The 21305-nt window shown below is 44.5% G+C and carries 28 protein-coding genes; 25 read left to right on the top strand and 3 right to left on the bottom strand.

What is annotated here, in order from left to right; all coding sequences use genetic code 11:
• Positions 1 to 141: 141 nt before the first annotated feature.
• Genes NDQ71_RS00910 through NDQ71_RS00920 form a run of 3 tightly spaced genes read right to left on the bottom strand, consistent with a single transcriptional unit; the run spans position 142 to position 1535 of the window.
• The gene (locus NDQ71_RS00910; RefSeq protein WP_201608432.1) at positions 142 to 1074 is read right to left on the bottom strand and encodes an IS3 family transposase; all 933 of its coding nucleotides are present in this window, start codon (positions 1072 to 1074) and stop codon (positions 142 to 144) included.
• Positions 1020 to 1331, bottom strand: a complete 312-nt coding sequence (locus tag NDQ71_RS00915; protein ID WP_201608430.1) for a transposase — start codon at positions 1329 to 1331, stop codon at positions 1020 to 1022. Before NDQ71_RS00915 ends, NDQ71_RS00910 begins: the two co-directional genes overlap by 55 nt.
• Before the next feature lie 60 nt (positions 1332 to 1391).
• The gene (locus tag NDQ71_RS00920) at positions 1392 to 1535 is read right to left on the bottom strand and encodes a hypothetical protein (RefSeq protein WP_301562083.1); all 144 of its coding nucleotides are present in this window, start codon (positions 1533 to 1535) and stop codon (positions 1392 to 1394) included.
• A gap of 129 nt (positions 1536 to 1664) precedes the next feature.
• Here NDQ71_RS00920 and NDQ71_RS00925 point away from each other — a divergent pair, with 129 nt between their 5' ends.
• From NDQ71_RS00925 to NDQ71_RS01045, 25 genes are all read left to right on the top strand, one after another.
• Positions 1665 to 2357 carry a S24 family peptidase gene (locus tag NDQ71_RS00925; protein ID WP_301562084.1) on the top strand — a complete coding sequence of 231 codons (693 nt, stop codon included), beginning with the start codon at positions 1665 to 1667 and terminating at the stop codon, positions 2355 to 2357.
• Positions 2358 to 2392: 35 nt separating this feature from the next.
• Positions 2393 to 2809 (top strand): DUF4124 domain-containing protein, encoded by a 417-nt coding sequence (locus NDQ71_RS00930; RefSeq protein WP_301562085.1) that lies wholly within the window; start codon positions 2393 to 2395, stop codon positions 2807 to 2809.
• A 14-nt stretch (positions 2810 to 2823) separates the two neighbouring features.
• On the top strand, positions 2824 to 3498 hold the full coding sequence (locus NDQ71_RS00935) for a hypothetical protein (RefSeq protein ID WP_301562086.1): 675 nt from the start codon (positions 2824 to 2826) through the stop codon (positions 3496 to 3498).
• Between the two features lie 10 nt (positions 3499 to 3508).
• Positions 3509 to 4243 carry a hypothetical protein gene (locus NDQ71_RS00940; RefSeq protein WP_301562087.1) on the top strand — a complete coding sequence of 245 codons (735 nt, stop codon included), beginning with the start codon at positions 3509 to 3511 and terminating at the stop codon, positions 4241 to 4243.
• 118 nt (positions 4244 to 4361) lie between these two features.
• Positions 4362 to 4970 carry a glycoside hydrolase family 108 protein gene (locus NDQ71_RS00945; protein WP_301562088.1) on the top strand — a complete coding sequence of 203 codons (609 nt, stop codon included), beginning with the start codon at positions 4362 to 4364 and terminating at the stop codon, positions 4968 to 4970.
• On the top strand, positions 4963 to 5223 hold the full coding sequence (locus tag NDQ71_RS00950; protein ID WP_301562089.1) for a hypothetical protein: 261 nt from the start codon (positions 4963 to 4965) through the stop codon (positions 5221 to 5223). Before NDQ71_RS00945 ends, NDQ71_RS00950 begins: the two co-directional genes overlap by 8 nt.
• Positions 5216 to 5656 (top strand): 3TM-type holin, encoded by a 441-nt coding sequence (locus NDQ71_RS00955; RefSeq protein WP_182702642.1) that lies wholly within the window; start codon positions 5216 to 5218, stop codon positions 5654 to 5656. Before NDQ71_RS00950 ends, NDQ71_RS00955 begins: the two co-directional genes overlap by 8 nt.
• Positions 5653 to 5874 carry a TraR/DksA family transcriptional regulator gene (locus tag NDQ71_RS00960; protein WP_301562090.1) on the top strand — a complete coding sequence of 74 codons (222 nt, stop codon included), beginning with the start codon at positions 5653 to 5655 and terminating at the stop codon, positions 5872 to 5874. The genes NDQ71_RS00955 and NDQ71_RS00960 overlap by 4 nt, the downstream gene beginning before the upstream one ends.
• 1 nt (position 5875) lies before the next feature.
• Positions 5876 to 6187 (top strand): DUF2730 family protein, encoded by a 312-nt coding sequence (locus NDQ71_RS00965; protein WP_301562091.1) that lies wholly within the window; start codon positions 5876 to 5878, stop codon positions 6185 to 6187.
• Entirely contained in the window at positions 6177 to 6479 is a 303-nt protein-coding gene (locus NDQ71_RS00970; protein WP_301562092.1) for a hypothetical protein, read from the top strand. Before NDQ71_RS00965 ends, NDQ71_RS00970 begins: the two co-directional genes overlap by 11 nt.
• Position 6480: 1 nt before the next feature.
• Positions 6481 to 7062, top strand: a complete 582-nt coding sequence (locus tag NDQ71_RS00975; RefSeq protein WP_301562093.1) for a DUF3486 family protein — start codon at positions 6481 to 6483, stop codon at positions 7060 to 7062.
• Position 7063: 1 nt separating this feature from the next.
• Positions 7064 to 8617, top strand: a complete 1554-nt coding sequence (locus NDQ71_RS00980; protein ID WP_301562094.1) for a terminase family protein — start codon at positions 7064 to 7066, stop codon at positions 8615 to 8617.
• Complete coding sequence (locus tag NDQ71_RS00985; RefSeq protein ID WP_171039040.1) at positions 8617 to 8772, top strand: hypothetical protein; 156 nt, start codon at positions 8617 to 8619, stop codon at positions 8770 to 8772. The genes NDQ71_RS00980 and NDQ71_RS00985 overlap by 1 nt, the downstream gene beginning before the upstream one ends.
• The gene (locus NDQ71_RS00990) at positions 8766 to 10325 is read left to right on the top strand and encodes a DUF935 domain-containing protein (protein ID WP_301562095.1); all 1560 of its coding nucleotides are present in this window, start codon (positions 8766 to 8768) and stop codon (positions 10323 to 10325) included. Before NDQ71_RS00985 ends, NDQ71_RS00990 begins: the two co-directional genes overlap by 7 nt.
• Positions 10318 to 11664: a phage minor head protein gene (locus tag NDQ71_RS00995; RefSeq protein WP_301562096.1), complete on the top strand. Its 1347-nt coding sequence runs from the start codon at positions 10318 to 10320 to the stop codon at positions 11662 to 11664. The genes NDQ71_RS00990 and NDQ71_RS00995 overlap by 8 nt, the downstream gene beginning before the upstream one ends.
• A 100-nt stretch (positions 11665 to 11764) precedes the next feature.
• Positions 11765 to 12223 carry a phage virion morphogenesis protein gene (locus NDQ71_RS01000; RefSeq protein WP_301562097.1) on the top strand — a complete coding sequence of 153 codons (459 nt, stop codon included), beginning with the start codon at positions 11765 to 11767 and terminating at the stop codon, positions 12221 to 12223.
• 240 nt (positions 12224 to 12463) lie between these two features.
• A complete protein-coding gene (locus tag NDQ71_RS01005; RefSeq protein ID WP_301562098.1) occupies positions 12464 to 13657 on the top strand; it encodes a phage protease in 1194 nt (397 codons plus the stop codon).
• 2 nt (positions 13658 to 13659) lie between these two features.
• Positions 13660 to 14040 carry a hypothetical protein gene (locus tag NDQ71_RS01010; protein WP_301562099.1) on the top strand — a complete coding sequence of 127 codons (381 nt, stop codon included), beginning with the start codon at positions 13660 to 13662 and terminating at the stop codon, positions 14038 to 14040.
• A gap of 6 nt (positions 14041 to 14046) precedes the next feature.
• Positions 14047 to 14940 carry a Mu-like prophage major head subunit gpT family protein gene (locus tag NDQ71_RS01015; RefSeq protein ID WP_182702630.1) on the top strand — a complete coding sequence of 298 codons (894 nt, stop codon included), beginning with the start codon at positions 14047 to 14049 and terminating at the stop codon, positions 14938 to 14940.
• A gap of 70 nt (positions 14941 to 15010) precedes the next feature.
• On the top strand, positions 15011 to 15472 hold the full coding sequence (locus NDQ71_RS01020) for an HI1506-related protein (protein WP_301562100.1): 462 nt from the start codon (positions 15011 to 15013) through the stop codon (positions 15470 to 15472).
• On the top strand, positions 15469 to 15897 hold the full coding sequence (locus NDQ71_RS01025) for a gp436 family protein (RefSeq protein WP_301562101.1): 429 nt from the start codon (positions 15469 to 15471) through the stop codon (positions 15895 to 15897). Before NDQ71_RS01020 ends, NDQ71_RS01025 begins: the two co-directional genes overlap by 4 nt.
• Positions 15897 to 16322: a hypothetical protein gene (locus tag NDQ71_RS01030; RefSeq protein WP_301562102.1), complete on the top strand. Its 426-nt coding sequence runs from the start codon at positions 15897 to 15899 to the stop codon at positions 16320 to 16322. Before NDQ71_RS01025 ends, NDQ71_RS01030 begins: the two co-directional genes overlap by 1 nt.
• Positions 16319 to 17065 (top strand): hypothetical protein, encoded by a 747-nt coding sequence (locus NDQ71_RS01035; RefSeq protein ID WP_301562103.1) that lies wholly within the window; start codon positions 16319 to 16321, stop codon positions 17063 to 17065. Before NDQ71_RS01030 ends, NDQ71_RS01035 begins: the two co-directional genes overlap by 4 nt.
• 65 nt (positions 17066 to 17130) lie before the next feature.
• Positions 17131 to 20943 carry a tape measure protein gene (locus NDQ71_RS01040; protein ID WP_301562104.1) on the top strand — a complete coding sequence of 1271 codons (3813 nt, stop codon included), beginning with the start codon at positions 17131 to 17133 and terminating at the stop codon, positions 20941 to 20943.
• Positions 20940 to 21302: a hypothetical protein gene (locus NDQ71_RS01045; RefSeq protein WP_301562105.1), complete on the top strand. Its 363-nt coding sequence runs from the start codon at positions 20940 to 20942 to the stop codon at positions 21300 to 21302. Before NDQ71_RS01040 ends, NDQ71_RS01045 begins: the two co-directional genes overlap by 4 nt.
• The last annotated feature ends 3 nt before the right edge of the window (positions 21303 to 21305 follow it).

Below are 21305 nucleotides of genomic sequence, written 5' to 3' on the forward strand. Positions count from 1 at the left end.
CTAATAACTGTTTAAGCTCTTCAACGCCTTGCTGGCGTAATGCTCCCTTTAAAAGCTTAGGGCGAGAGTACGATTCAACATCAGGGAAAATTTCTTTTACGGGTTTATCAATGAGTTTAGAAATGGCATTGTAGTGGTCAACTAATTTAGGACACCTGATAAGAGGTTTTTGTTAAAGTAGCGTTTCTCTTTTTCTAGCGGTGTTAAATAATCATTAAAACGGTGTGGTCTCACTGACTGATAATAGCCCCAAATATAATCAATAATGGCAGTCCGAGCTTCAGCAATATTCTCATAACCGCCCTTTGGCATCCATTCTGTTTTAAAGCTCCTGAAGAACCTTTCAGTTGGCGCGTTGTCCCAACAGTTACCTTTTCGGCTCATGCTCTGCTTCATGCCATTACAACTTGCCACGGATTCAGCAAACTTCTTGCTAGTGTAATGGGTGCCTTGATCAGAGTGAAACAACACCCCACTTGGCTTTAAGCGCGACTGATACGCCATCTGCAGCGCTTTGGTTGTCAGCATACTGTCAGGCGAATCTGATACAGCAAAGCCAACAATACGACGAGCATATAAATCTAAAACGATAGCTAGGTAGCACCAGCCGCCTTTAATGCGAACATAAGTGACATCACCTGTCCAGACATGATTGGGCGATGTGGGGCTAAAGTTACGGTTCAGTATGTTGTCATGAGCTTTGTGTTCTTCATCACAGTGCTTGTATTTATGCGTCTTTAACTGACAGCTTTTAAGCCCCATGCTGCTCATAAGTTTACCTACCATATAACGGGTCAGCTTGATGCCGTGTTCATTCATTAGTATAGCGGCAATGCTGCGAGCGCCTGCTGAGCGCTTTGAGTCGTTAAATATTTGGCGGACTAATGCTTTAGTTTTGACGGCTTCAAGGCTGATGGGCTTGGGCTTTAGTCCATAGTAGTAACTGCTCCTCAATACCCCAAACAACTTGCATAAAAGGCTTTTACTGGCCTGTTTGTCTTGCTCTGCAAGCTTGCTTATCAGCGATAGCCGTTCAGGCTGTCCAAGGCCAGCAGAGCAGAAGCCTTTTTTAATATGTCGCGCTCCATAGTCAGCCGCTTAACCTGCTTACGCAATTCTTGAAGCTCGCGCTGTTCATCCGTTAAAGCGTTGCCGACTTTAGGCGCTTGGCCACTCATTTCTTGACGGTACTGACTTAGCCATTTCTGCAGGGTAGATTTGCCAATACCCAGTGAGCTTGCCACATCAGGTATGGTGCGGTTGTGATCAGTGACTAAGCTAATCGCTTCTAATTTAAATTCTCGGGTATATTGGTTGCGTTTGTTGGTCATACTATTTTCCTTCTTTGGGTTAGTATAGCCTCTTAGCAGTTGTCCAATTTAATTATGCCACTACACATCAGCAACGCGGCGAGATTGAGTATGGCCACAAACCACACCCGATACAGTGGCAAGATTTACGCCCAAAGCATCAGCAAGCATAGACAAGCTGTAACCTTTGAGCTTAATAGCTTGTTTTATTTCTTGTGCTTTCATAGTACATTACCTTTTTGTAATTAATCCTTTTATGTAGTTTTGGCGAACAGAGCATAAAAGGGTTTAGTTAAGATTCGAGTTAAGTATAGGGTTCATATTTGCACCCTGTCAATATAAAAAGATAAATATATGAAACCTTTTTTATTACAAGAAAGAGAAAGGCTTAACCTAAAACAAAAAGATGTCTTTGAGTCTGTGGGTGTCAGTAAGGTTACTTACTACCGCTGGGAGTCTGGTTCTCCAATCCCATCAGACAAATTAGCAGAGCTTGGAAAGATTGGATTTGATATACATTTTGTAGTAACAGGCGAACATTCTAAAAGGTTAAATAATGAAACCTTTGATGAGCAGGTATCAAAAAAGAAGCAATTAGTAAAAACACCTAGCGCTGATTTTCTGCCAGCAAATCTATTTTATGTGCCGGTAGTTGATGTAGAAGCCTCCGCTGGCCATGGCGCAATGGTGATCAGTGAAGAATATTCAGATAAGAGCATGGTGTTTGATTGCCAATGGCTATCTAAACGCAACTTAAATAAGAGTAATTTGGTGGTTATAACAGCCAAAGGCGACAGCATGCATCCAACCATTATTAGCGGCGAGTCGCTAGTGGTTGATACATCACCATTAGATAACTTTGTAGATGGTATTTATGTAATAGACTTAGACAGCCATCTACTCGTAAAACGCCTACAGAGGCAATTTACAGGCGGTATTAAAATACTGTCAGACAACCCAGCCTACGAGGCTCAACTCGTACCGCAAGAAAGCTTAGATCAACTACACATAGTTGGCCGAGTTGTGTGGATGGGGAAAGATTTGTAATACTGCTTTATAAATAACTATTTAAAGGATTTTAAGTGAAACGGATTTTATTATTTGCACTAATAATGAGTGCCCAACTCAACGCAGCACAAGTATACAAATGCACCGTAAACGGTGTAATCACATTCAGTGATCAGCCTTGTAGTGCTGATGCCCAAATAGTCAAAGTACAATCGGGCAAAAGTAATGCGACAGCGAACCCCAGCCAACTAGTTAACCAATGCTTAAAGCAAGTAAAGCAAACTAGGTCATGGAAAGATCCTGAGTCAGTTAAGGTTGTTAGCCATTTCAAGCGCTGGGAACAGGACGACAGCGGCGCTAGACAGCTGTTAGTTTTAGAAGTAAAAGCTAAAAATGGCTATGGTGCTTATGATGGCACAACATTCTCTGAATGCTTTTTAGATCATAACGGTACTGGGTTAAGTACTGTTCAACATTTCGTAAGAAAATAAAGCTGTAAATATCAATGACCGAACAAACAAAAACACTTAAAGAAAAGATAAGCGAAGATACTGCACTAGCAAGCTGTAAAAAAGTGTTAGTTATTATCGCTATGCTCTTACTAGCCCTAACTTTCTCAGGCGCTAAAATAACAGAAGCTAATACTTTTATTTTTAAATTAACGTTTTCTAAGCCCGGTGGGCTGAGTGATTTACTTCTGTTATCTATGGGCTTTTTATTATTAAAATACTACTCACTAAGTAATGAGTACCTAAAACTCTATCAAGAAAGCTGGGGGAAAAAGGCACTAAAAGATCCTTTTTTTCTCTTGAAAAACCACTATGCGGATAAATCAAGTGGCTTCCTAGTTGAAAGGTTACTCCCATTTCATGATTATAATCATGACACCGACAACCCTAATAGGGACACAGTTAAGTGCGTCCTTATTCCAAATCTATTCTTAAATTCAAAATTAGATATTACAATTTTCGATAACGAGCATGGGGACACAAGATCTAAAATAATACCTTTGTGTGATCTTAAAAATATTAAAATGTATCCTAAAGCAGTATATAAAATATTTTACTTTTGGTTGCACAACCTCTTTAGAGAAAGGGAGTACCTAGAGTTATATAGCCCCATTTTGATAAGTTTCCTCGTTGCTGCGCTAACAGTACCAGCTAAACTAAACCTTTTGTAATAGGTGCATAATGAAAGATCCAAATTCAGAATTAAAAATAGCTTGGACTCAAACATTTAAAGAAACAATTACAGACACTACAAATGCTTTAGCCGCTCTTATCATTTCTATTCTAGTAGTGACATTGCAGCTTAAAGGCATAATCAATTTACCCACTTTAGTGATTAACTTATTGTACGGGTTAATTTTCATATCAAGCATTCGAGTATTAGGTCAATTATTGAGATCTGTTTTTATTCCTGTAAAAAGTAAGTATGAACTTATCAATAAAGAAAAAATCAAACAACAAGAGTCTATTAACTTACTGAGTAAACTGAGGGAAGAGCTTCACAATTTAAATATAGTCCAGCTTCATTGGTTGGAATCATTACGTTATTCAACTCATATAGAGTGCTGTACAGATCATAGCGATATATGCAATTTAAAGAAGTCTGGCTTTATCGATTTTGAGCAATACAAGCTAGCATTTAGGCTGAAACTGACCCCAGAAGGTAAAAAGGTGTTAGAAGAGAGCTGGAAGGAATGGGATAAAATATGTGAAAGTGCAATATCATTATTCTTTCAAGATTTGAAACATAAAAAGTTGGGTGACTTTATATCCTACTTCTCGAAGACAGGCGAAGGTAATATTAATTCATATAACCCTGAACATAGGCCAATCTATACATACATGGTGAAGTATAACAATTCAATATTATTTGATGCGCATACGCATAAAGATGGTTTTTCTATATATCTGATATAGCGAAAGATGTAGCAACTACCTTACTCCAAAAAAAATAATTTTTAATCCAGTTTAAAATTCACTCCTCCTAAAACTTGGCACTCTGGCGCAAACCTTAACGGGATTGCAGGAGTGCCAAGTGCGTTTAACCCTAACCCCATTACCTAATTTAAGCTGTTTTAATCAGCGCCCCGAAGTACAAGCCGCACTTGCGCCGTACTCGCTCAAATTTGCACATTGCATATTGCCCATTCTTTATTTAGAAGGTGGCCTACGTGCTGATGGCGGCTTAAATGACGTAGTAAGTGATCGTGGCGGCTTAACCAAATACGGTATTAGCCAACGTGCATACCCCACTGTAGATATAAATAACCTCACTATTGCCCACGCTATACGGCTTTACCACCGTGATTACTGGCGTGCTATGTACTGCGAGCAACTTGATGATGGCGTTGATTTACTCACCTTAGACGGCGCTATTAACCATGGCAGCTTTGCCATGAGCCAAGTACTGCAACGTGCCAGCGGTGCAAAAGCTGATGGCCGTATTGGCCCTAACACCTTAAAAGCAGTAAGCAGCTGCGCCCCACAAAGTTTAGTTGCCCGCCTTAGCGTAAACCGTGGCCGTAAGTACGCCCGTATTTGTACCAATGATGCCAGCCAAAAGCCCAACCTTGAAGGCTGGTTTAACCGCCTAGCCCATATAAGCGAATACGCCTTTGCTGAGCTTTGGGGGCAACATGGGTAAAAATTGGGAGTGGTCATTAAAAAAAGGCAAGGAGCAGCGCATAAAATTGGAGGTTGATGCACGGATGCACGGCCTGCCTTTTAACCCTAACAATATCCCCTTGCATAGTCATTGCGGCACCATGCAAAGCCACTTTAACAAAGGCTGGCGCTCTGTTAGCGCGATAGACATTGAACTTAGAGTCAATGGCAACCGCGATTACCAACATGCCCGCCAACAGCTGCATAAACGCTTTGGAGGCCAGCATGGCTAATTGGTTTAACTTAGTCGCCCCAGTTACCAAACTGGTTGATGACCTATTCACCAGTGACGAAGAGCGCCAAATTGTTACCAACGAACTCAAACGCATCGAGAATACCGCACAAAGTAAGGTGCTTGAACTTGAGGGCAAAGTCGTTGAGCTACAAGGCCAAGTGCTCGCCGCCCAATCACAAATAATTACCGCTGAGGCTAACGGCGAAAGCTGGCTACAGCGTAATTGGCGGCCCATTACCATGCTGACTTTTTTGATTTTGATCTGCCTTGATTCCTTTGGTGTGCTTGCGTTTCGCTTATCTGAGCAAGCATGGGATTTACTACAGCTTGGCATAGGCGGTTATGTGATTGGCCGTACCGTTGAGAAAGCCGCACCAGGCGTTAAGCACGCTTTAAATAACGTTATCGAAAAAGTAAGGAAACCACGTTGAGTAAATTAGACGATGCACAAAAAATTGAGCAGCACCTGTTAGATGCCGCGCTATCACTACACCGTGAAAAAACCAACAAACCAGGGGCAGAGTTTATGCACTGCCAAGAGTGCGGCATTGATATACCCGCAGCACGGCGTAAAGCGGTTAAAAACTGTAGTACCTGTGTGGAGTGCCAATCTCTCCTTGAAATACAACAACAGCATTACAGGGCTTAGCATGGACTTTATTTTAGAGTGGTACAAAGCCTTTTTAACCGTAGGTGTTGCCATAGTTGGGGCCGCAGCATTGGCTTGGCTACGCAGTACCTTTGTCACTAAAACAACCCACGAAAAATTAGAGCAACGTTTATCTGTTGTTGAAAGCACGATAGAAGAAATGCCCAGCTCTAAAGATATTCACGATCTTGATAAACGCTTAATTGAAGTGAGCACAAAAATAGATGGGTTAAACCCACAACTTACCGACATTAAACGCCTAACCGATCTACTAATGGAAAACGAACTAAGAGGAACCCGCAATGGCGATTAACCAAATTATTGCTGAACATTCGCGCCTGTGCATTTTGCGGGCGTTGAACGAGCAACCTGGCTACGATTTAAACGACAGTATTATCTGCGATATTTTAAAATCGTACTCGTTCAAGTGTGGCCGCGATGAACTGCACACTCACCTCAGCTGGCTTGAACGTAACGGCTACGTAACGATTGAAAAAATAGGCCAAAGCTCCACATGGGTTAGCACTATAACGCCCAGTGGCATTGATGTGGCTGAAGGCACCATTGTTGTTCCAGGCATTAAACGCCCAAGCCCTCGGGGGTAACATGACTGAGCAAGCGCGTAGAACCAAACCCAGTAAGGTTGATTTACTCCCTGAAGATATTAAGAAACACCTAGACGAAATGCTCCGTGATAAGCGTTTTAGCCAAGGGCAAATTCTTGACGAAGTAAACACCTTAATACTCAATGCGGGTCTTGATGAAGAAGCCACAATAAGCCGCAGTGGTCTAAGCCGCCATGCACAAAAAACAGAAGCCATCGGCCAGCGCCTAAGAGACTTGCGCGAATCTACCAAAGCACTCACCGCGCAACTGGGCGATAAGCCCACAGGCGACACCACTAAGTTAATACTTGAGATGGCCCGCTCTTTATTATTTAAAGCCACGATGCAGCAAATGACCAACCCTGATGAAGATGCTGCCGTTGATGTAGGCTTACTAAAAGAAGTGATGCTTGCCTGCCAACGCTTAGAATCCACCGCGATGAAAGCCCACCAACGCGAAAAAGATATTCGTAAAGCCTTTGCAGAAGAAGCCGCCACCACTGCTGAGCACGTTGCAACACAAGCAGGCATGACAGCCGACACCGTTGCACAAATCAAAAAATCTATATTAGGGATTGTTTAACATGATAGCCGCTAATACAGCTGAGCAAATGAATGCTGAAATAAGCCAGTTTAACGCTGACGAAGTATTGCTCGGGTATCAAAAACGCTGGATTGCTGACGACTCCGTTTTAAAAATTGCCGAGAAAAGCCGCCGTACTGGTTTAACCTGGGCTGAGGCTGCCGATGCTGTGTTATGCGCCGCAGCTGCACGCAGTGCCAATGGCTGCAATCATTTTTATGTTGGCTCAAATAAAGAAATGGCCCGCGAGTTTATTGATGCCGCAGCCATGTGGGCAAAAGCATTTAATAAAGCCGCCTCACAAGTGTGTGAAGAAGTCATAAAAAATGAAGATAAAGAGATTCTAACCTTTGTTATTTACTTTAGTTCAGGCTTTAAAATTCAGGCGCTCAGCTCTAACCCGTCTAACTTACGGGGTATGCAGGGCAACGTAACTATAGATGAAGCGGCCTTTCATGATCGCTTAGCCGAAGTACTTAAAGCCGCACTTGCACTAACTATGTGGGGCTCAAAGGTACGTTTAATTTCAACGCATAACGGGGTAGATAATTTATTTAACGAACTGATAAAAGACAGCCGCGTAGGTAAAAAACGCTACTCAGTTCACACCATCACCATTGAAGATGCCTGTCGTGAAGGCTTGTATCAACGTATTTGCCAAATCAAAAAGAAACCCTGGTCACAACAATTACAGCAACAATGGATTGTTGATTTACTTAAAGATACCGCCAGCGAAGACGATGCCCGGGAAGAGTATTTTTGTGAACCTAAAAAAGGCGGTGGCAACTACATACCCCGCGCATTAATTGAAATGGCAATGGTTAAAGGCATTCCTATTGTGACCTATGAAGCGCCTGCTGATTTTATGTCATGGACCGAAGACACCCAAAAATCTGAGATTGAGGCATTTTGTACAGAGCAATTGGATCTGTTTTTAACCACGTTAAATCCTGATCTGAACCATAGCTTTGGGGAAGACTTTGCCCGGCGTGGCGATTTAACCGTATTTGTGCCCCTTGAAATAGCCCGAGATTTATCAAAGCGCGTGCCGTTTTTAATCGAGCTTACCAACCTTACTTACGATATGCAGCGTTATGTGATGCTGTACGTAACTAAACGATTACCCCGCTTACAAGGGCTGGCGTTTGATGCAACAGGTAACGGTGGCTACTTAGCCGAAGCCGCCGCATTACATTTTGGTACTGACATGGTTGAGCAAGTCATGCTTAACGACCCATGGTATAGGGAGTGGATGCCCAAGCTTAAAGCCGAGTTTGAAGATAGAAACATTGCCATACCAAAACACCAAGACATTCTTGATGACTTACAAATGATCACCGTGCGCAACGGCACCCCAAAAATAGATAAAGGCAGTAGCAAAGGCACTGATGGCCGCCAGCGCCATGGCGATTTTGCTGTGGGGCTGGCAATGGCGGTGCGTGCTGCTTGGATGCAAGGCAGCGCGATTGAGTTTACCCCACTGCCAGATAAGCATGCTGAAGGCGACTTTGACTATGACGAACTGGCCGACTACCAAGGCGCGGGGTGTTGGTAATGCGCTGGCGCATACTTTGCCAAGAGCTATTTGCAGCCCAAGAAATTACGCTTGATTTTAGCGCCCCAAATAAAACCGCAGCCATCGACTATGCATTAAAGCTCGATGTGTATGTGATCACCCTAAAACAACTTATACGAGTTAAACCATGCTAGTAGATATTAACGGCGACCCGCTCACACTCGAGACCCTAGACGAAAAACAAACCGACAATAACAGCCGCGTTGCTTCGCTAATGAAAGAGTATGCAGATCATCCAACCCAAGGGCTTACCCCTGCAAAGCTGGCAAACTTACTGCGTGAGGCAGAGCAAGGCAACCTAGCAGCCATGGCAGACTTAGCAAAAGATATGGAAGATAAAGACGGCCATATTAGCTGCGACTTAGGCAAACGCCGCCGCGCCATTGTTGGGTTGGATTGGAATATTAAAGCGCCACGTAATGCCAGCCCATTAGAGCAACGGGATGCCGATATGCTGGGCGAAATTATTGATGATGCCACTTGGTTTTATGATCTGCTTTTTGACTTTAGTGACGCTATTTTAAAAGGCTTTTCACCCAATGAGCTGCAATGGGATTACGTAGAAAAACAGCAAATCATTACTGGCTATGAGTTTCGCGATCAAAACATCTTTAAAACGCACCCAGACAACCGCAATCAATTAATGCTCAATGATGGCAGCGCCAATGGCGAACAGCCCAACCCGTTCGCCTGGGCTATGCATATTCATAAATCAAAGTCGGGTTATGTTCACCGTGCGGGGTTGGTGTCGGTATTAAGCTGGCCGTTCTTATTTAAAAATTATTCGGTACGTGATCTAGCCGAATTTTTAGAGATTTACGGTTTACCTGTGCGTGTGGGTAAATACCCTAGCGGTGCTAATCCAAAAGAAAAAGCCACACTGTTACGCGCAGTAATGAGCATTGGCCATAACGCAGGCGGCATAATCCCCAAAGGCATGGAAATTGATTTTCAAAGCGCTGCGAATGGCCAAGCCGATCCGTTTGAATCAATGATCCGTTGGTGTGAACTTACCCAATCTAAAGCGATTTTAGGCGGTACCTTAACCAGCCAAGCCGATGGTAAAACCAGCACCAATGCGCTGGGTAATGTACATGCTGAGGCACTAAGCTCTATAACCCAAAGCGACTTACATCAAATAGAGCAAACCATTAACCGCGATATTTTATACCCGCTGTATGCGCTTAATGGTAAAAGCTACGCAGGCAATCGCCGCCTGCCACGCTTTGAGTTTGACAACTCCACCAGTGACGAAATGCGCGATTTAGCTTACCCGCTGCGCTCATTGGTTTCGCTTGGTATGAAAGTCCCTAAATCATGGGTGCATGAGCGTTTAAACATTCCTATTGCCAAAGACGGCGATGACGTACTTGAAGCCCCCACAGAGCCAATGAGTAACAATGCAGCCGCATTAAAAGCCAGCTCGCTCGCAGTGCTTAAAAGTGAAGGTATAAGTAACCGGAGCCAAGCACAGCTCGACACGGCACTTGATGCCATTACCAGCGGCGATATGCGCGAAGAATACAAAACCGTATTACAGCCACTGCTTGATAAGCTCAACCAAAGTGAAGAACTGGCCGCCATTGAACTGGCAGAGCTTTACCCCATGCTGGATCAAGATGGCTTAACTGATTTACTCACGCGGTTGTTTTTTGTAAGTGAGCTGTGGGGTTCGCTCAATGCCTAGCGTTAATTTAACCAGCGCTTTTGATAAGCCGCCCGCAGACGCGGTGGCTTACTTTAAATCTAAGGGTTACGCCGTAAGCGATGAATGGCACGATATGTTGACGAGCGCCCATAGCAAAGCGTTCACCGTTGCGCGCGCACAAAATATGGACGTGCTCAGTGCTATTCGTGGCGAGCTAGATGCCGCATTAACACAAGGGTTAACAGCTAAGCAGTTTAATGAGCGCCTAACCCCTAAGCTGCAAAAGCTTGGTTGGTGGGGCAAAGCTAAAAATGCCATGGGTGATGACATACAGCTAGGTAGCCCGTATCGCTTAAACACAATTTACCGTACTAACATGCAAACGGCGTACATGGCTGGGCGTTATCGGCGCATGTTATCGCGTGCTAAAACGCACCCTTATTGGCAGTATGTGGCCATTGATGACGGCCAAACTCGCCCCGAGCACAAGCTATTAAATGGCCGCGTATTCAGGTTTGATGATCCAATATGGCAAACCATTTACCCGCCTAATGGCTGGGGCTGCCGCTGCCGTGTACGTGCATTAACTGAGGCACAAGTTAAAGCGCGGGGCATTACGGTTGAAGATGGCAGTAATTACGTACAACCCTTTGATGCTGAGATTATCAGCCGCGAAACAGGCGATATTAAAACCGTGCCTCATGCCCGGGTAAAACTCCCGCCCGATGATGTAATGACTCCTGATCTAGGCTGGGCATATTCACCAGGGCAAAGCGCTTTTGGCACCGATACGGCCATAGCGCAAAAGCTTGGTAAAGTGCCCGATCCACAATTAAGAGCCGAAACCATCCAAGCCCTTAATAACAGCCCAGCGCGAGAGGCCGCGTTTGAGCTATGGACAAAAGAAAGCCTTGCCCGTGTTGAGCGTTACCAATTAGCTAAGCAAGCAAACAACGCCGCAGGCTTAAAAGCCAATGGCCCACGGCCACAACATAAAACCGTAGTGAGCTTTTTAGCAGACGATATAAACCAACAACTGATTGATAAAGGCATTGATCCTGCCCGTACTTTGGTTTTATCTGAACGAGCACTTGCCCATGCACATAGTGAAAAACACCAACAAAATAATACGGCGTTAAACGTTGAACAGTACAGTAACCTAAGCCGCTGGATAAACCACCCTAATACTCAGGTGCTATGGGAACCTGCCCGTAACCAAGTATTGTTTGTACTAAAGCAAGGTGAAGTGTCGATAAAAGCCGTTGTAAAATATGCGGGCGCAGGGACTGAGTTAGACACATTGATTAATGTGTTTAAAGTAAACAGTAGTGCTATCGAAAGCGGTATCAATGGCGGGTTGTATGAATTGTGGCGGTAGGACGAGACTCGAACTCATATCATATACGCTGTTAAAGCATATAACCGTTACCCATTGGAAACACTACCACCACTACTGATTATTAAATAGGCTATTACGTATGTCAACTATCTCACTTACCCTTGAAGGAACTGGCGTTATAACCATACTTGAACAGTTGGTTGAACGCTTTAACGACTTAAGCGAACCCATGGATGCCATTGCCGCTGTGATGGAAAGTGCCAGCGAAGATGCCCTAGCAGATCAGCAAAGCCCCGTTGATGGTTCGCCATGGCCAGCACTTAGCGATAATTACTTAAAACGTAACCCCAAACGCGTTGGTGGGCAAATACTGCAAGCCACAGCTGGCGGCCTCGCGGCCTCTATTACAGCTGACAGCGGCGACTTTTGGGCGCAGATTGGCAGTAACAAACCCTATGCCGCTATACATAACTTTGGCGGCTTGCCAGAAATGGCACCCGGGCCCGCTGCAATCCCCCAGCGTGAATATTTAGGCATAAACCGCGATAACGAAACCGAATTACTGGTGATACTGGGTGATTTTTTATTAGAAAGCTAAAAACGCCACAACGCCCCCTAAGAGCCTATAAGGTGATTTAGTCGCGTGAATGTTGCAAGTACGGTGTTAACTAAGCTGGAAATGAGGTTAGAAACGTTTCCGAGTGACATTTAGCCAGCTCACTCGGTGGGTTGTGATAAACAAAGTGCCTAAGCCTATTATTTTTTAATCCAGTTTAAAATCCCATTCTAAAGAAATCCTCGATACTGGCTGCAAGTTAATTTACTTGTAGCCAGTTACATGCCGTTAAACACTCACAACATAGACTTACCAAGTACAATCAGGAGCAGTTTGCCACTGGAAGGCATTTCACTTGCTGTACTAACGGCAAGTAAGCCTGCAAACATGGGCCTTGCGGTATGTCGTTTTAATGCCGATGTAACCGCTGATGGCACCAGCCCGCGCGTGCAACTTGCACCCGATGGTTACTTTAGCGCAGGTGATGGCCGCCCAAGCGATACCGAACACAATGCCTGGCTAATGGATGAAACTGCATTTAACACCCTTAAAGCAGATGCCAGCACACGCCAAAACGATTACCACTTTGACTACGAACATCAAACTCTTCATGCGGAAGAAAACGGCAAGGAAGCCACCGCCGCAGGGTGGTTTAACCCCGCCGATTTAGAGTACATACCAGGCGAAGGCTTGTTTGCACTCAATGTGCAATGGACAAAAAAAGCTGCCCAATTTTTACGTGAGGATGAATACCGTTTTATCAGCCCCGTATTTCATTATGGCCCCGATGGCCGCCCCGTTAAATTACGCCACTTTGCGCTGACCAACGAACCTGCTGTTGATGGCATGCGCAAGGTGGCCGTTTTAAAAACCTCAACCCCTGAAAAGGAAACCACCATGAATGAAGCACAACAACTGCTTGCACTTCTGGGCGTAACTGTGGGTGATGGCGAACAGCCTACCGCCGAACACTTTAGCTCAGCAGTCACCGCAGTTAACACGCTTAAAACTAAAGCCGACTCGGCTGATGAGCTAAGCACGAAATTAACCACTGCCAGCACTGAAGTAGCGGCGCTTAAAGCAAGCTCAGGCTCAAGCGTTGACCTATCGAAGTATGTGCCCGTTGCCACTTATAACGCAGTGACCCAACAACTCGCTGTATTAAAAACAGAGAACGACGGTTTAACCGTTGAACAGTCAATTGATGCGGCAAAAGCCGATGGCCGCATTATTGAAGCTGAGGTGTCGTACTTTCAAGACTTAGGCAAACAAAACGGCGTAGCTGTTTTAAAAGCCGCGCTGGATGCTCGCAGCCCAATTGCCGCATTAACGGGCACCACTCAAAGCACCGCTGCACAAAAGAAAAAGGCTGACGAAGAACACAATCGTGATCCTGAATTAACCACTGAAGAACTCGCTGTACTCAAAGCCACTGGCATTGATAAAGCGGCATTCTTGAAAAATAAGGACGCATAATCATGGCCGCTATTGCAAAACGCCAAGGCAAATTTAGAGCCTACCCACTTGCTGCATCGGTTGTACTAACTGGCGATGCACCTGCCATTTTAACCAGCAATGGTTTGCTAACTAACGTTGGCACAGTTGGCACCTGTGCGGGCATTGTGCGCATGGGTGTTGATAACAGCCAAGGCGCTGACAAAGCACAACGTGCAACCGTTGAAATTGGCGAGCATTTATTTGCCAATGCCGGTGATGTGCTCGACAGCCATATTGGCAGCACCGTGTATTTCTCGACCGATGGCCATGTGTCTATCGACTCTGCAACCGATAGCCGAAGCACCGCAGGCAAAGTAACGGAAGTTGCTGCTGAAGGTGTTTGGGTTGAACTAGGAATTTAAACCACTATGGATATTTCAGCCCCATCGTTACGCGCCGTTTTTACGGCCGTTAAAACTGAATTTAATGCAGGCCGTAGCACTTACACGCCTACTTATACGCGTATTGCCACGGTAGTACCTTCGACTACATCAAGTGAAGATTATGCTTGGTTAGGTGAATTTAGCCGCTTGCGTGAGTGGATTGGTGATCGCCATATAAACAAAATGGCCTTGCACTCGTACTCGATTAAAAACAAAAAGTTTGAAGCCACTGAAGGCATCCCCAGCGAATATATTGAAGATGATACGTTTGGCGTGTTAATGGCTAAGTTCCAAGATATGGGCTATGCGGCAGCAACACACCCAGACGAGCTAACCTATGCCTGTTTAGCCAGCGGCTGGAACACCTTGTGTTATGACGGCCAAAACTTTTTTGATACCGAGCACGATGTCGGTGAAGGTGAAAACGAAAAGCTTGTATCAAATATGCAAGATGGCGCGTTAGCCCCTTGGTATTTACTGGATACCCGCCGCCCACTTAAACCGCTTATTTTCCAAAAGCGCAAAGACTACCAGCTCAGTGCTAAAACCGATGCGGGCAACTCTGATCATGTGTTTATGGCCGATGAGTATTTGTATGGCGTAGATGCACGTGTGAACGCAGGTTTTGGGTTTTGGCAACAAGCCTTTGGCTCAAAAGCCGAGCTAACCGAAGCAAACTTTAATAGCGCAATTGAAAAAATGATGGGCTTAAAGTCAGACAAAGGCCGCCCATTAGGCATTAACCCTGACTTATTAGTGGTTGGCCCAACGAACCGCAGTAAGGCTAAAGCACTTATTGAAGCTATGCAAAAAGAAGGCGGTGCATCAAACACCAACTATCAAGCGGTTGAAGTGATGGTTGTGCCTTGGCTTGATTAACCAGGCTTAACACTAACGTTTAGGGTTAGCCCTGCTAGCCCTACTGTTTTATATAAAGGCAGGATATGAAATGTCTAAAAATAGTACTGATACTGGGTGCATCATTGTCACTAACCCGCGCGGTCAAAAGTATCGCCGTGCGGGCCTTACATTTGCCCCAGGTAAAAATAAATTGCCAGCCTCAGATATTAACGAGCAGCAACTTAAGACCCTTAGCGGTGATCCACACATTAGCGTGCAAACTCGTCAAGCGTCTACGCAGCCAAGTTCGCAATCATCATTGGACGATGGACGTGTGGGTGACGCTGTAGCTATTGAGGTTGATTTAGCGGGTATTGATGAAAGCTTACACCCAATTATTGCCATCATGCTTGAGCAGCGCTTCGCTAAAAAGCCAACGGTTGATGAGCTTGAGTATCAAGTGCCCGGTGAAGAAGACGGCCAAACAATCACCATCAAACCAACTGCTGAGCAGCGTAATGCCGCATGGAAAGTATTTAGCAATGCTGTTAAGCAAGGTCAATCATCATGAGTTATGCCAGCACTAATGACATGCTAAAACGCTTTGGCCAGCAAGATTTAGTGCTGCTAACAGAGCGTGAAGACAGCGACCCCGAGCAAATAAATATGCCAATTTTAGAGCAGGCATTAACCGATGCCAGCGCTGAAATTAACGGCTATTTAGCGGGGCGCTATTCACTGCCACTGACGATAGTGCCAACCGTGTTAACCCGTTTGTGTTGCGATATTGCCCGTTACTTTTTAGGCACTGATAACGCGCCAGAGCACATTACTGAGCGCTATCAAAACGCAGTGAAGTTTTTAGCGGCAGTAGGTAAAGGTACGTTATCGCTAGGTGTTGATGAGCTAGGCGCAAATGCCCAGACCGACGACACGGCAGTTATGCAATCAGCAGGCAGCGTATTTGCCCGTGGTAAATCAAAAGGGTTTATCTGATGTTTGACATAACCGATGACTACTTAGCAGCACATGAGCCATTAAAAGCCGCGCTTGAGACTGTGCCCAATATTAAGCAAGTTAATTACATTACTGACTTAGCTGATTTGGGCGAGTCATCACAACGTACACCGTGCTTACATTTCTTATATTTTGGCGACCAATTACCCGATACCGCAAACGCCGGCAATTTAATGCAAATTAAACAAACCTGGTTAGTGATTTTGGTTGTACGCCAAGGCCGTAAAGAAAATGCAGGCACCCACTTAGTTAACACTATTCGCGCATTAGCAGGCAAATTAGCTGGCGATACAGGCCCTTGGCTGCGTGTTAACTCACCAATTAAACCCCGATTCACAAAAGGTTTTGCGTACTACCCGCTGGCCTTTACTTGTCAAATGAGAATGAAAGGAGCACACCTATGAGTGGCTTATTAGTAGCGGGCAATTTTTACATTGACCGATTAAGTAAAACGGGCCAAAGCACTGGTATTTTTGGCCCTATCAATATGACTAAGCTTGAGATCAAAACTGAAGCTGATTCTAAAATCCGTACATCAAAAAAGAAAGACTCTTACGGCCAAGCCCTGGACGATGTAAAAATTGCCAAGCCTGTTGAGCTGTCGATTGAATTTGATGATGTGCCGTCTGAACTGTTGGCGATGGCGCTAATGGGTAAGGTGGTTGATGTTAATCAAGCCAGTGGCAATGTAGTTGATGCCGCTAAAACACTCCCAGCAAACCAAGGTTGGCTGGAGCTTGGCCATAAAAACCTAGCAAGTGAAGGTTTAACAGTTAAGCAAGCTGCTGTTGATTTAGTGTTAGGTACTGACTTTGAAGTGAACTATGCCCTTGGCCTTATTCGCTCCATTAAAGGCGGTGCAGTTGACGCTGGCGGCAGTATTACTGTGAGCTACCAACACAACGCTATGAGCGGCAGAGCTGTTGAAGGTGGTATTGAAAGCCAAGTCCGTGCGCGTATTTTTGGTGAAGGTGAAAACCTTGCCAATGGCAAAGCCATTCAACTTGAAGTATACGAAAGCTCATTAATGCCCAATAAAGCCATCGACTTTGCGGCTAGTGAGTTTGTAAGCGGTGGTTTAACTGGCACGGCTAAAGTGGTGACAGGCAAAAACTCCCCGTTTTTATACACCGAACTCGACGCCTAATTTCCTGTGCGGGGCTGCGGCCCCTTTTTCACACTCTTAAACACCGTTTAAAACTGAGTTAACCCATGGCAGATAAAACCTTAGAATTAGCCCTACGCATAGTTGCTGAGGCCACAGGCAAGCAAAATATTGAGCAACTTGTACAAGAGCTTAAAAATATTGAGCAAAGCGCCGATGCGGCTAATCCTGCTACAAAAAACCTCAGTGATTTACTAAATGAACTTGAACAAAGAGCCAAATCAGCGGCCCCTCAAACTGAGCAGCTTAGTGATGAAATAGACAATGTTAGCACCAGCACAGATAAAGCAGCGCCCGCAGCTAAAAAGCTAACAGATTCAATTGATGAGCTTGAAAACACTACTAAAAAGGCTGCACCAAACACACAAAAGTTCAATGATGAAATAGACAACGTTAGCACCAGCACAAGTAAAGCCGTCCCCGGAGCTGAAAAGCTCTCTGACTCAATTGATGAGCTTGACAATACCACTAAAACGGCTGCACCAAACACACAAAAGCTCAATGATGAAATAGACAATGCAGCTAAAAGCGCAAGTAACGCTGCTCCTAAGGCACAGCAGTACAGCGAGAACTTAGATAACGTAAGCGACAGCGCTCAAAAAACAAATAAACAAATTAAAGAGCTAGAAGCTGCAAGTAAAATCTTAACCGATCAACTCGGTAATATTGAGGCTCAAAAAGCCGCTATTGCTCGTTATGAACAATTATCACAATCGCTTGCAGAAAACGAACGCGCTTACACTCGCGCAGGAACGTCGCTTACTGAACTAGTCACTAAGCAAAAAGCAGCTAAGCAAGCTGATAATGACTATATAGCGGGTATTAAAAAAGCAGAAACTGAGCTTGCAGCGCTTACACAAAAACAAAAAGAAGCAACCACAGATAGCGCACAATACACCGCAGCAATCCAAAAACAGCAAGCTGAACTTAACGAGCTTAAAACAAGCCAGCAAGCCACGGCCAAGCAAGTACTTGAATACAATTTAAACGTAAAAGAAGCGCAAACATCGGTAAATAGCCTAAGTACCACCATCGTTAAAAACCGAGGTGAGTTTAAGCAGCTTGAAGCTACGTTAACGGCTACGGGTAAGGATTTAAATAACTTAAGCGCCGAAACCAAGCAGCTTGATCAGCAACAAGTTGCCGCAAAAATATCAATTGATAATGTTAATACTCGCTTAGAAAGACAACGTAAAGCCCTAAACGATACTGAAAAAAGTGCTGATGGTTTTGGCTCTAGTATTAAACAAGTAACCCAAGACCTACTTATAATGGCGGGTGCATACATTGGCCTTGATAAGCTAAAAGACAGTGTATTAGGGGTTTTATCAGCGGGTGATAGAGCGCAATCATTTAGCGCGCAAATGGCCGCAATGATGGGCAGTATTGCCGCTGGTGAGCAAGCAACAGCATGGATTAAAAACTTTGCCAACGAAACGGGCACTCGCTTAGAAAGCGCCCAGCAAGCATTTGCAAGTTTAAAAACCTTTGGTATTGATCCAATGGCTGGTGCAATGCAGTCATTGGTTGATTACAACGCCAAGCTGGGTGGCTCACAAGAAAAACTAGAAGGTATTATTTTAGCGGCTGGCCAAGCCTGGGCTAAACAAAAATTGCAGGGTGAAGAAATTCTGCAAATGGTAGAACGCGGTATTCCAGTATGGGATTTACTTGCCCAAGTCACTGGCAAAAATACGGTTGAATTACAAAAAATGTCGGAGTCAGGTCAGCTAGGACGCGACACCATGAAAGCCCTGTTTGACGAAATGGGTAAGCAAGCTGATGGACAAGCAGCTAAAAGCCTTGAGCGCTTAAGTGGCCAAGTCACGCTGATTAGTAATAAGTGGGAAGCCTTTAAAATCAAAATGGCTGACTCAGGCGTGTATCAAGTTGCTATCGACTTTATGAAGCAACTGAACAGTGAATTTGATCGTCTAGTGAAAGATGGCAGCATAGATTTAGCCGCTCAAAAAATCAGTGCTTTTTTCAGTAGTATCATCACTGATGGCGGTGAATCATTTAAGGTATTACTCGATAACATAAACGGCTTTATTTCAGGGGCTGAGCGCGTTGTAGGGGCTGTTAGAATTGTTTTCAATGGTTTTACTGCGGGTATTAAAACAGTCGCTATGGCGGCGGTTGACTATACATCATCAATGACAGATGCGTTTGCGAGTGTGCTCGACTTTGTGGGCGCTGATGATTTAGCCCAAAAAGCACAATTCCAAGCAGATGCACTTAAGGCCGTTAGCCAGGGCTTTTATGAATCAATTTTAGAGGATGGTAAAAATTTAAATGCGGCATGGGAGCAGCTAACACAAACCAGTAATGAAGCTATAAAAACAACTGTAAAAGCAACAAATGAACAAGTAGCTGCAAGCACTGAAGCTCAAAAAGCAAATGTTACTACCGTGACAGAAACTGCTGGTAAAGCAGTTAATGATTTGAGTTTGATGATGAGTAAAGCAGGTATTGTTACCAGCGACTCGTTAAAGTCTACTGAAGAACAAGCCAAGCAAGTATATGAAACCCTACAAGAAGCTTATAAGAATAATGAAATCGGCGTGTATGAGCTTGAGCAAGCATATACAAAGTGGGCGGCGGCTGCCATTGATACCGCCTCTGCCACTAAACAAACCGTGCCAGCTTCAGTACAGGCCGCCGCTGCGGCGCTAGGGTTAACCAAAGAGCTTGATGAGCTAATTAAAAAAGCCAAGCAACTCAAGCCTGGCTTTGGTGATAATGCGACTGCGGCGGATGAGTTTTCTGCTGCTTTAAGTAATACCAAGTCAGCTATGGAAAAACACAAACAAGTACTGGACGACTCAAAAGCATCGCTTAAGCAAAAAAGTGAAGCACAAAAAGAGTACAACCGGCTCACTGGTAAAGTCATCGAACAAGAAACCGATTTAGCCCGAGTGCGTGAAATTGAAAGCATGAGCCTGCGTGATTTAAGCGTAGAAAATAAAAAGCTCAACGAAGAGCTTAATGAACTAGCTGCACAATATAGAAACAACGCAATTAGTGCAGATGACTACAACCAACAAAAAGACCGTATTGCAAAGATTTTAGCCGTTGTGAATCAACAGCTAGGCGAAAACAAAACGGCACAAGATGCGGCCACGGCCTCAACTAGAGCTGGTACGCAAGCAACTAATGATCAGGTTAAAGCGAACGAATCAGCATCAAAAAGCCTACGTGAGCAAAAAGAAGAATTAGAGCGTGTTGCAGCATCAGCAAATCGCGCATCAAGCAGTGTAAGTCGTTACAATCAATCGCAACGTGCCAGCGTAAGTGATGTAGTCGATTATCAAGAAGAGAACGGCCGCAGCCCTTACGATTTAGATAGTAAAGAGATCAACGAAGAGCGCGAACGCCGCGCTTATGCTGACACCCAAAATACCCAATTTAATAAGTTTAGCGGCCAAATTGATAACGCAAGCAGTAATAAAGCACTGACTGAGTTATACAACAAAATCAATAAGCAGCTTACATACCTAACGCGTGAGCAAAAGAGCACATTAAACGCAGCCATTAGCGCACAGCAGCAAGCGATAAAAGCGCAAAGCACCACTCAAAAAGCCGTTGAGCAAGTACAGACGTATACGCCTACATCAACGCCAAGCTATACGCCGCCTACAAACAATTATACGCCCAGCAATAAAGCCTCTAACGGCGATTTAAACAGCCTAACAGCTGCTGTACGTGAATTGATAACCGTGCTTAAAAATCAACAGCCGAGCAACGGCAAAACCGTCCGATTAGAACTTGCATTGCCTGGCGGCCAATCGGCCAGTTTATTAGCTGAGTTTGAAGAGCAATTTTTACAAAAACTTGAACAGTTGAGTAACACCCAATGATCGTAATAAATGCACAAAGCCTGGATAACTTTGTTTGGCTCAATGAGTTTGATTACTTGCCAGTCGCAGAGCAAACCGAACGCGCATTAAACGGCGCGCAGCACATTGAAAAAACACTGATACCACAAGGCCGCCCAATTAATTTATACAGTGACTTTGAAGCTGCCAGCGTGTTTACACCTTTATATGAGCATGCACAAACAACCCTCACCGCGTTTGAAATAACTATACGCGGCACTGTGTTTAATGTTGTGTGGGACCACAGCCAAAAAGCCGTAGAAGCCGTGCCGCATACGCATTTTTCAGACTCGGCACCAACGCACTTTCAAAACATTAATTTACGTTTAAAAACGGTTTAACTT

Source organism: Pseudoalteromonas sp. KG3 (assembly GCF_030436385.1).
GTDB lineage: Bacteria > Pseudomonadota > Gammaproteobacteria > Enterobacterales > Alteromonadaceae > Pseudoalteromonas > Pseudoalteromonas prydzensis.

Excerpts from the sequence above, each read along its gene's own strand:
- NDQ71_RS01040 (WP_301562104.1), top strand. The coding sequence starts at position 17,131 with ATGGCAGATAAAACCTTAGAATTAGCCCTACGCATAGTTGCTGAGGCC.
- NDQ71_RS00915 (WP_201608430.1), bottom strand. The coding sequence starts at position 1,331 with ATGACCAACAAACGCAACCAATATACCCGAGAATTTAAATTAGAAGCG.
- NDQ71_RS00965 (WP_301562091.1), top strand. The coding sequence starts at position 5,876 with ATGGACTTTATTTTAGAGTGGTACAAAGCCTTTTTAACCGTAGGTGTT.
- NDQ71_RS00920 (WP_301562083.1), bottom strand. The coding sequence starts at position 1,535 with ATGAAAGCACAAGAAATAAAACAAGCTATTAAGCTCAAAGGTTACAGC.
- NDQ71_RS01020 (WP_301562100.1), top strand. The coding sequence starts at position 15,011 with ATGTCTAAAAATAGTACTGATACTGGGTGCATCATTGTCACTAACCCG.
- NDQ71_RS01010 (WP_301562099.1), top strand. The coding sequence starts at position 13,660 with ATGGCCGCTATTGCAAAACGCCAAGGCAAATTTAGAGCCTACCCACTT.
- NDQ71_RS01005 (WP_301562098.1), top strand. The coding sequence starts at position 12,464 with ATGCCGTTAAACACTCACAACATAGACTTACCAAGTACAATCAGGAGC.
- NDQ71_RS01045 (WP_301562105.1), top strand. The coding sequence starts at position 20,940 with ATGATCGTAATAAATGCACAAAGCCTGGATAACTTTGTTTGGCTCAAT.
- NDQ71_RS01030 (WP_301562102.1), top strand. The coding sequence starts at position 15,897 with ATGTTTGACATAACCGATGACTACTTAGCAGCACATGAGCCATTAAAA.
- NDQ71_RS00990 (WP_301562095.1), top strand. The coding sequence starts at position 8,766 with ATGCTAGTAGATATTAACGGCGACCCGCTCACACTCGAGACCCTAGAC.
- NDQ71_RS00955 (WP_182702642.1), top strand. The coding sequence starts at position 5,216 with ATGGCTAATTGGTTTAACTTAGTCGCCCCAGTTACCAAACTGGTTGAT.
- NDQ71_RS00925 (WP_301562084.1), top strand. The coding sequence starts at position 1,665 with ATGAAACCTTTTTTATTACAAGAAAGAGAAAGGCTTAACCTAAAACAA.
- NDQ71_RS01035 (WP_301562103.1), top strand. The coding sequence starts at position 16,319 with ATGAGTGGCTTATTAGTAGCGGGCAATTTTTACATTGACCGATTAAGT.
- NDQ71_RS00985 (WP_171039040.1), top strand. The coding sequence starts at position 8,617 with ATGCGCTGGCGCATACTTTGCCAAGAGCTATTTGCAGCCCAAGAAATT.
- NDQ71_RS00995 (WP_301562096.1), top strand. The coding sequence starts at position 10,318 with ATGCCTAGCGTTAATTTAACCAGCGCTTTTGATAAGCCGCCCGCAGAC.
- NDQ71_RS01000 (WP_301562097.1), top strand. The coding sequence starts at position 11,765 with ATGTCAACTATCTCACTTACCCTTGAAGGAACTGGCGTTATAACCATA.
- NDQ71_RS01015 (WP_182702630.1), top strand. The coding sequence starts at position 14,047 with ATGGATATTTCAGCCCCATCGTTACGCGCCGTTTTTACGGCCGTTAAA.
- NDQ71_RS00935 (WP_301562086.1), top strand. The coding sequence starts at position 2,824 with ATGACCGAACAAACAAAAACACTTAAAGAAAAGATAAGCGAAGATACT.
- NDQ71_RS01025 (WP_301562101.1), top strand. The coding sequence starts at position 15,469 with ATGAGTTATGCCAGCACTAATGACATGCTAAAACGCTTTGGCCAGCAA.
- NDQ71_RS00970 (WP_301562092.1), top strand. The coding sequence starts at position 6,177 with ATGGCGATTAACCAAATTATTGCTGAACATTCGCGCCTGTGCATTTTG.
- NDQ71_RS00980 (WP_301562094.1), top strand. The coding sequence starts at position 7,064 with ATGATAGCCGCTAATACAGCTGAGCAAATGAATGCTGAAATAAGCCAG.
- NDQ71_RS00940 (WP_301562087.1), top strand. The coding sequence starts at position 3,509 with ATGAAAGATCCAAATTCAGAATTAAAAATAGCTTGGACTCAAACATTT.
- NDQ71_RS00975 (WP_301562093.1), top strand. The coding sequence starts at position 6,481 with ATGACTGAGCAAGCGCGTAGAACCAAACCCAGTAAGGTTGATTTACTC.
- NDQ71_RS00950 (WP_301562089.1), top strand. The coding sequence starts at position 4,963 with ATGGGTAAAAATTGGGAGTGGTCATTAAAAAAAGGCAAGGAGCAGCGC.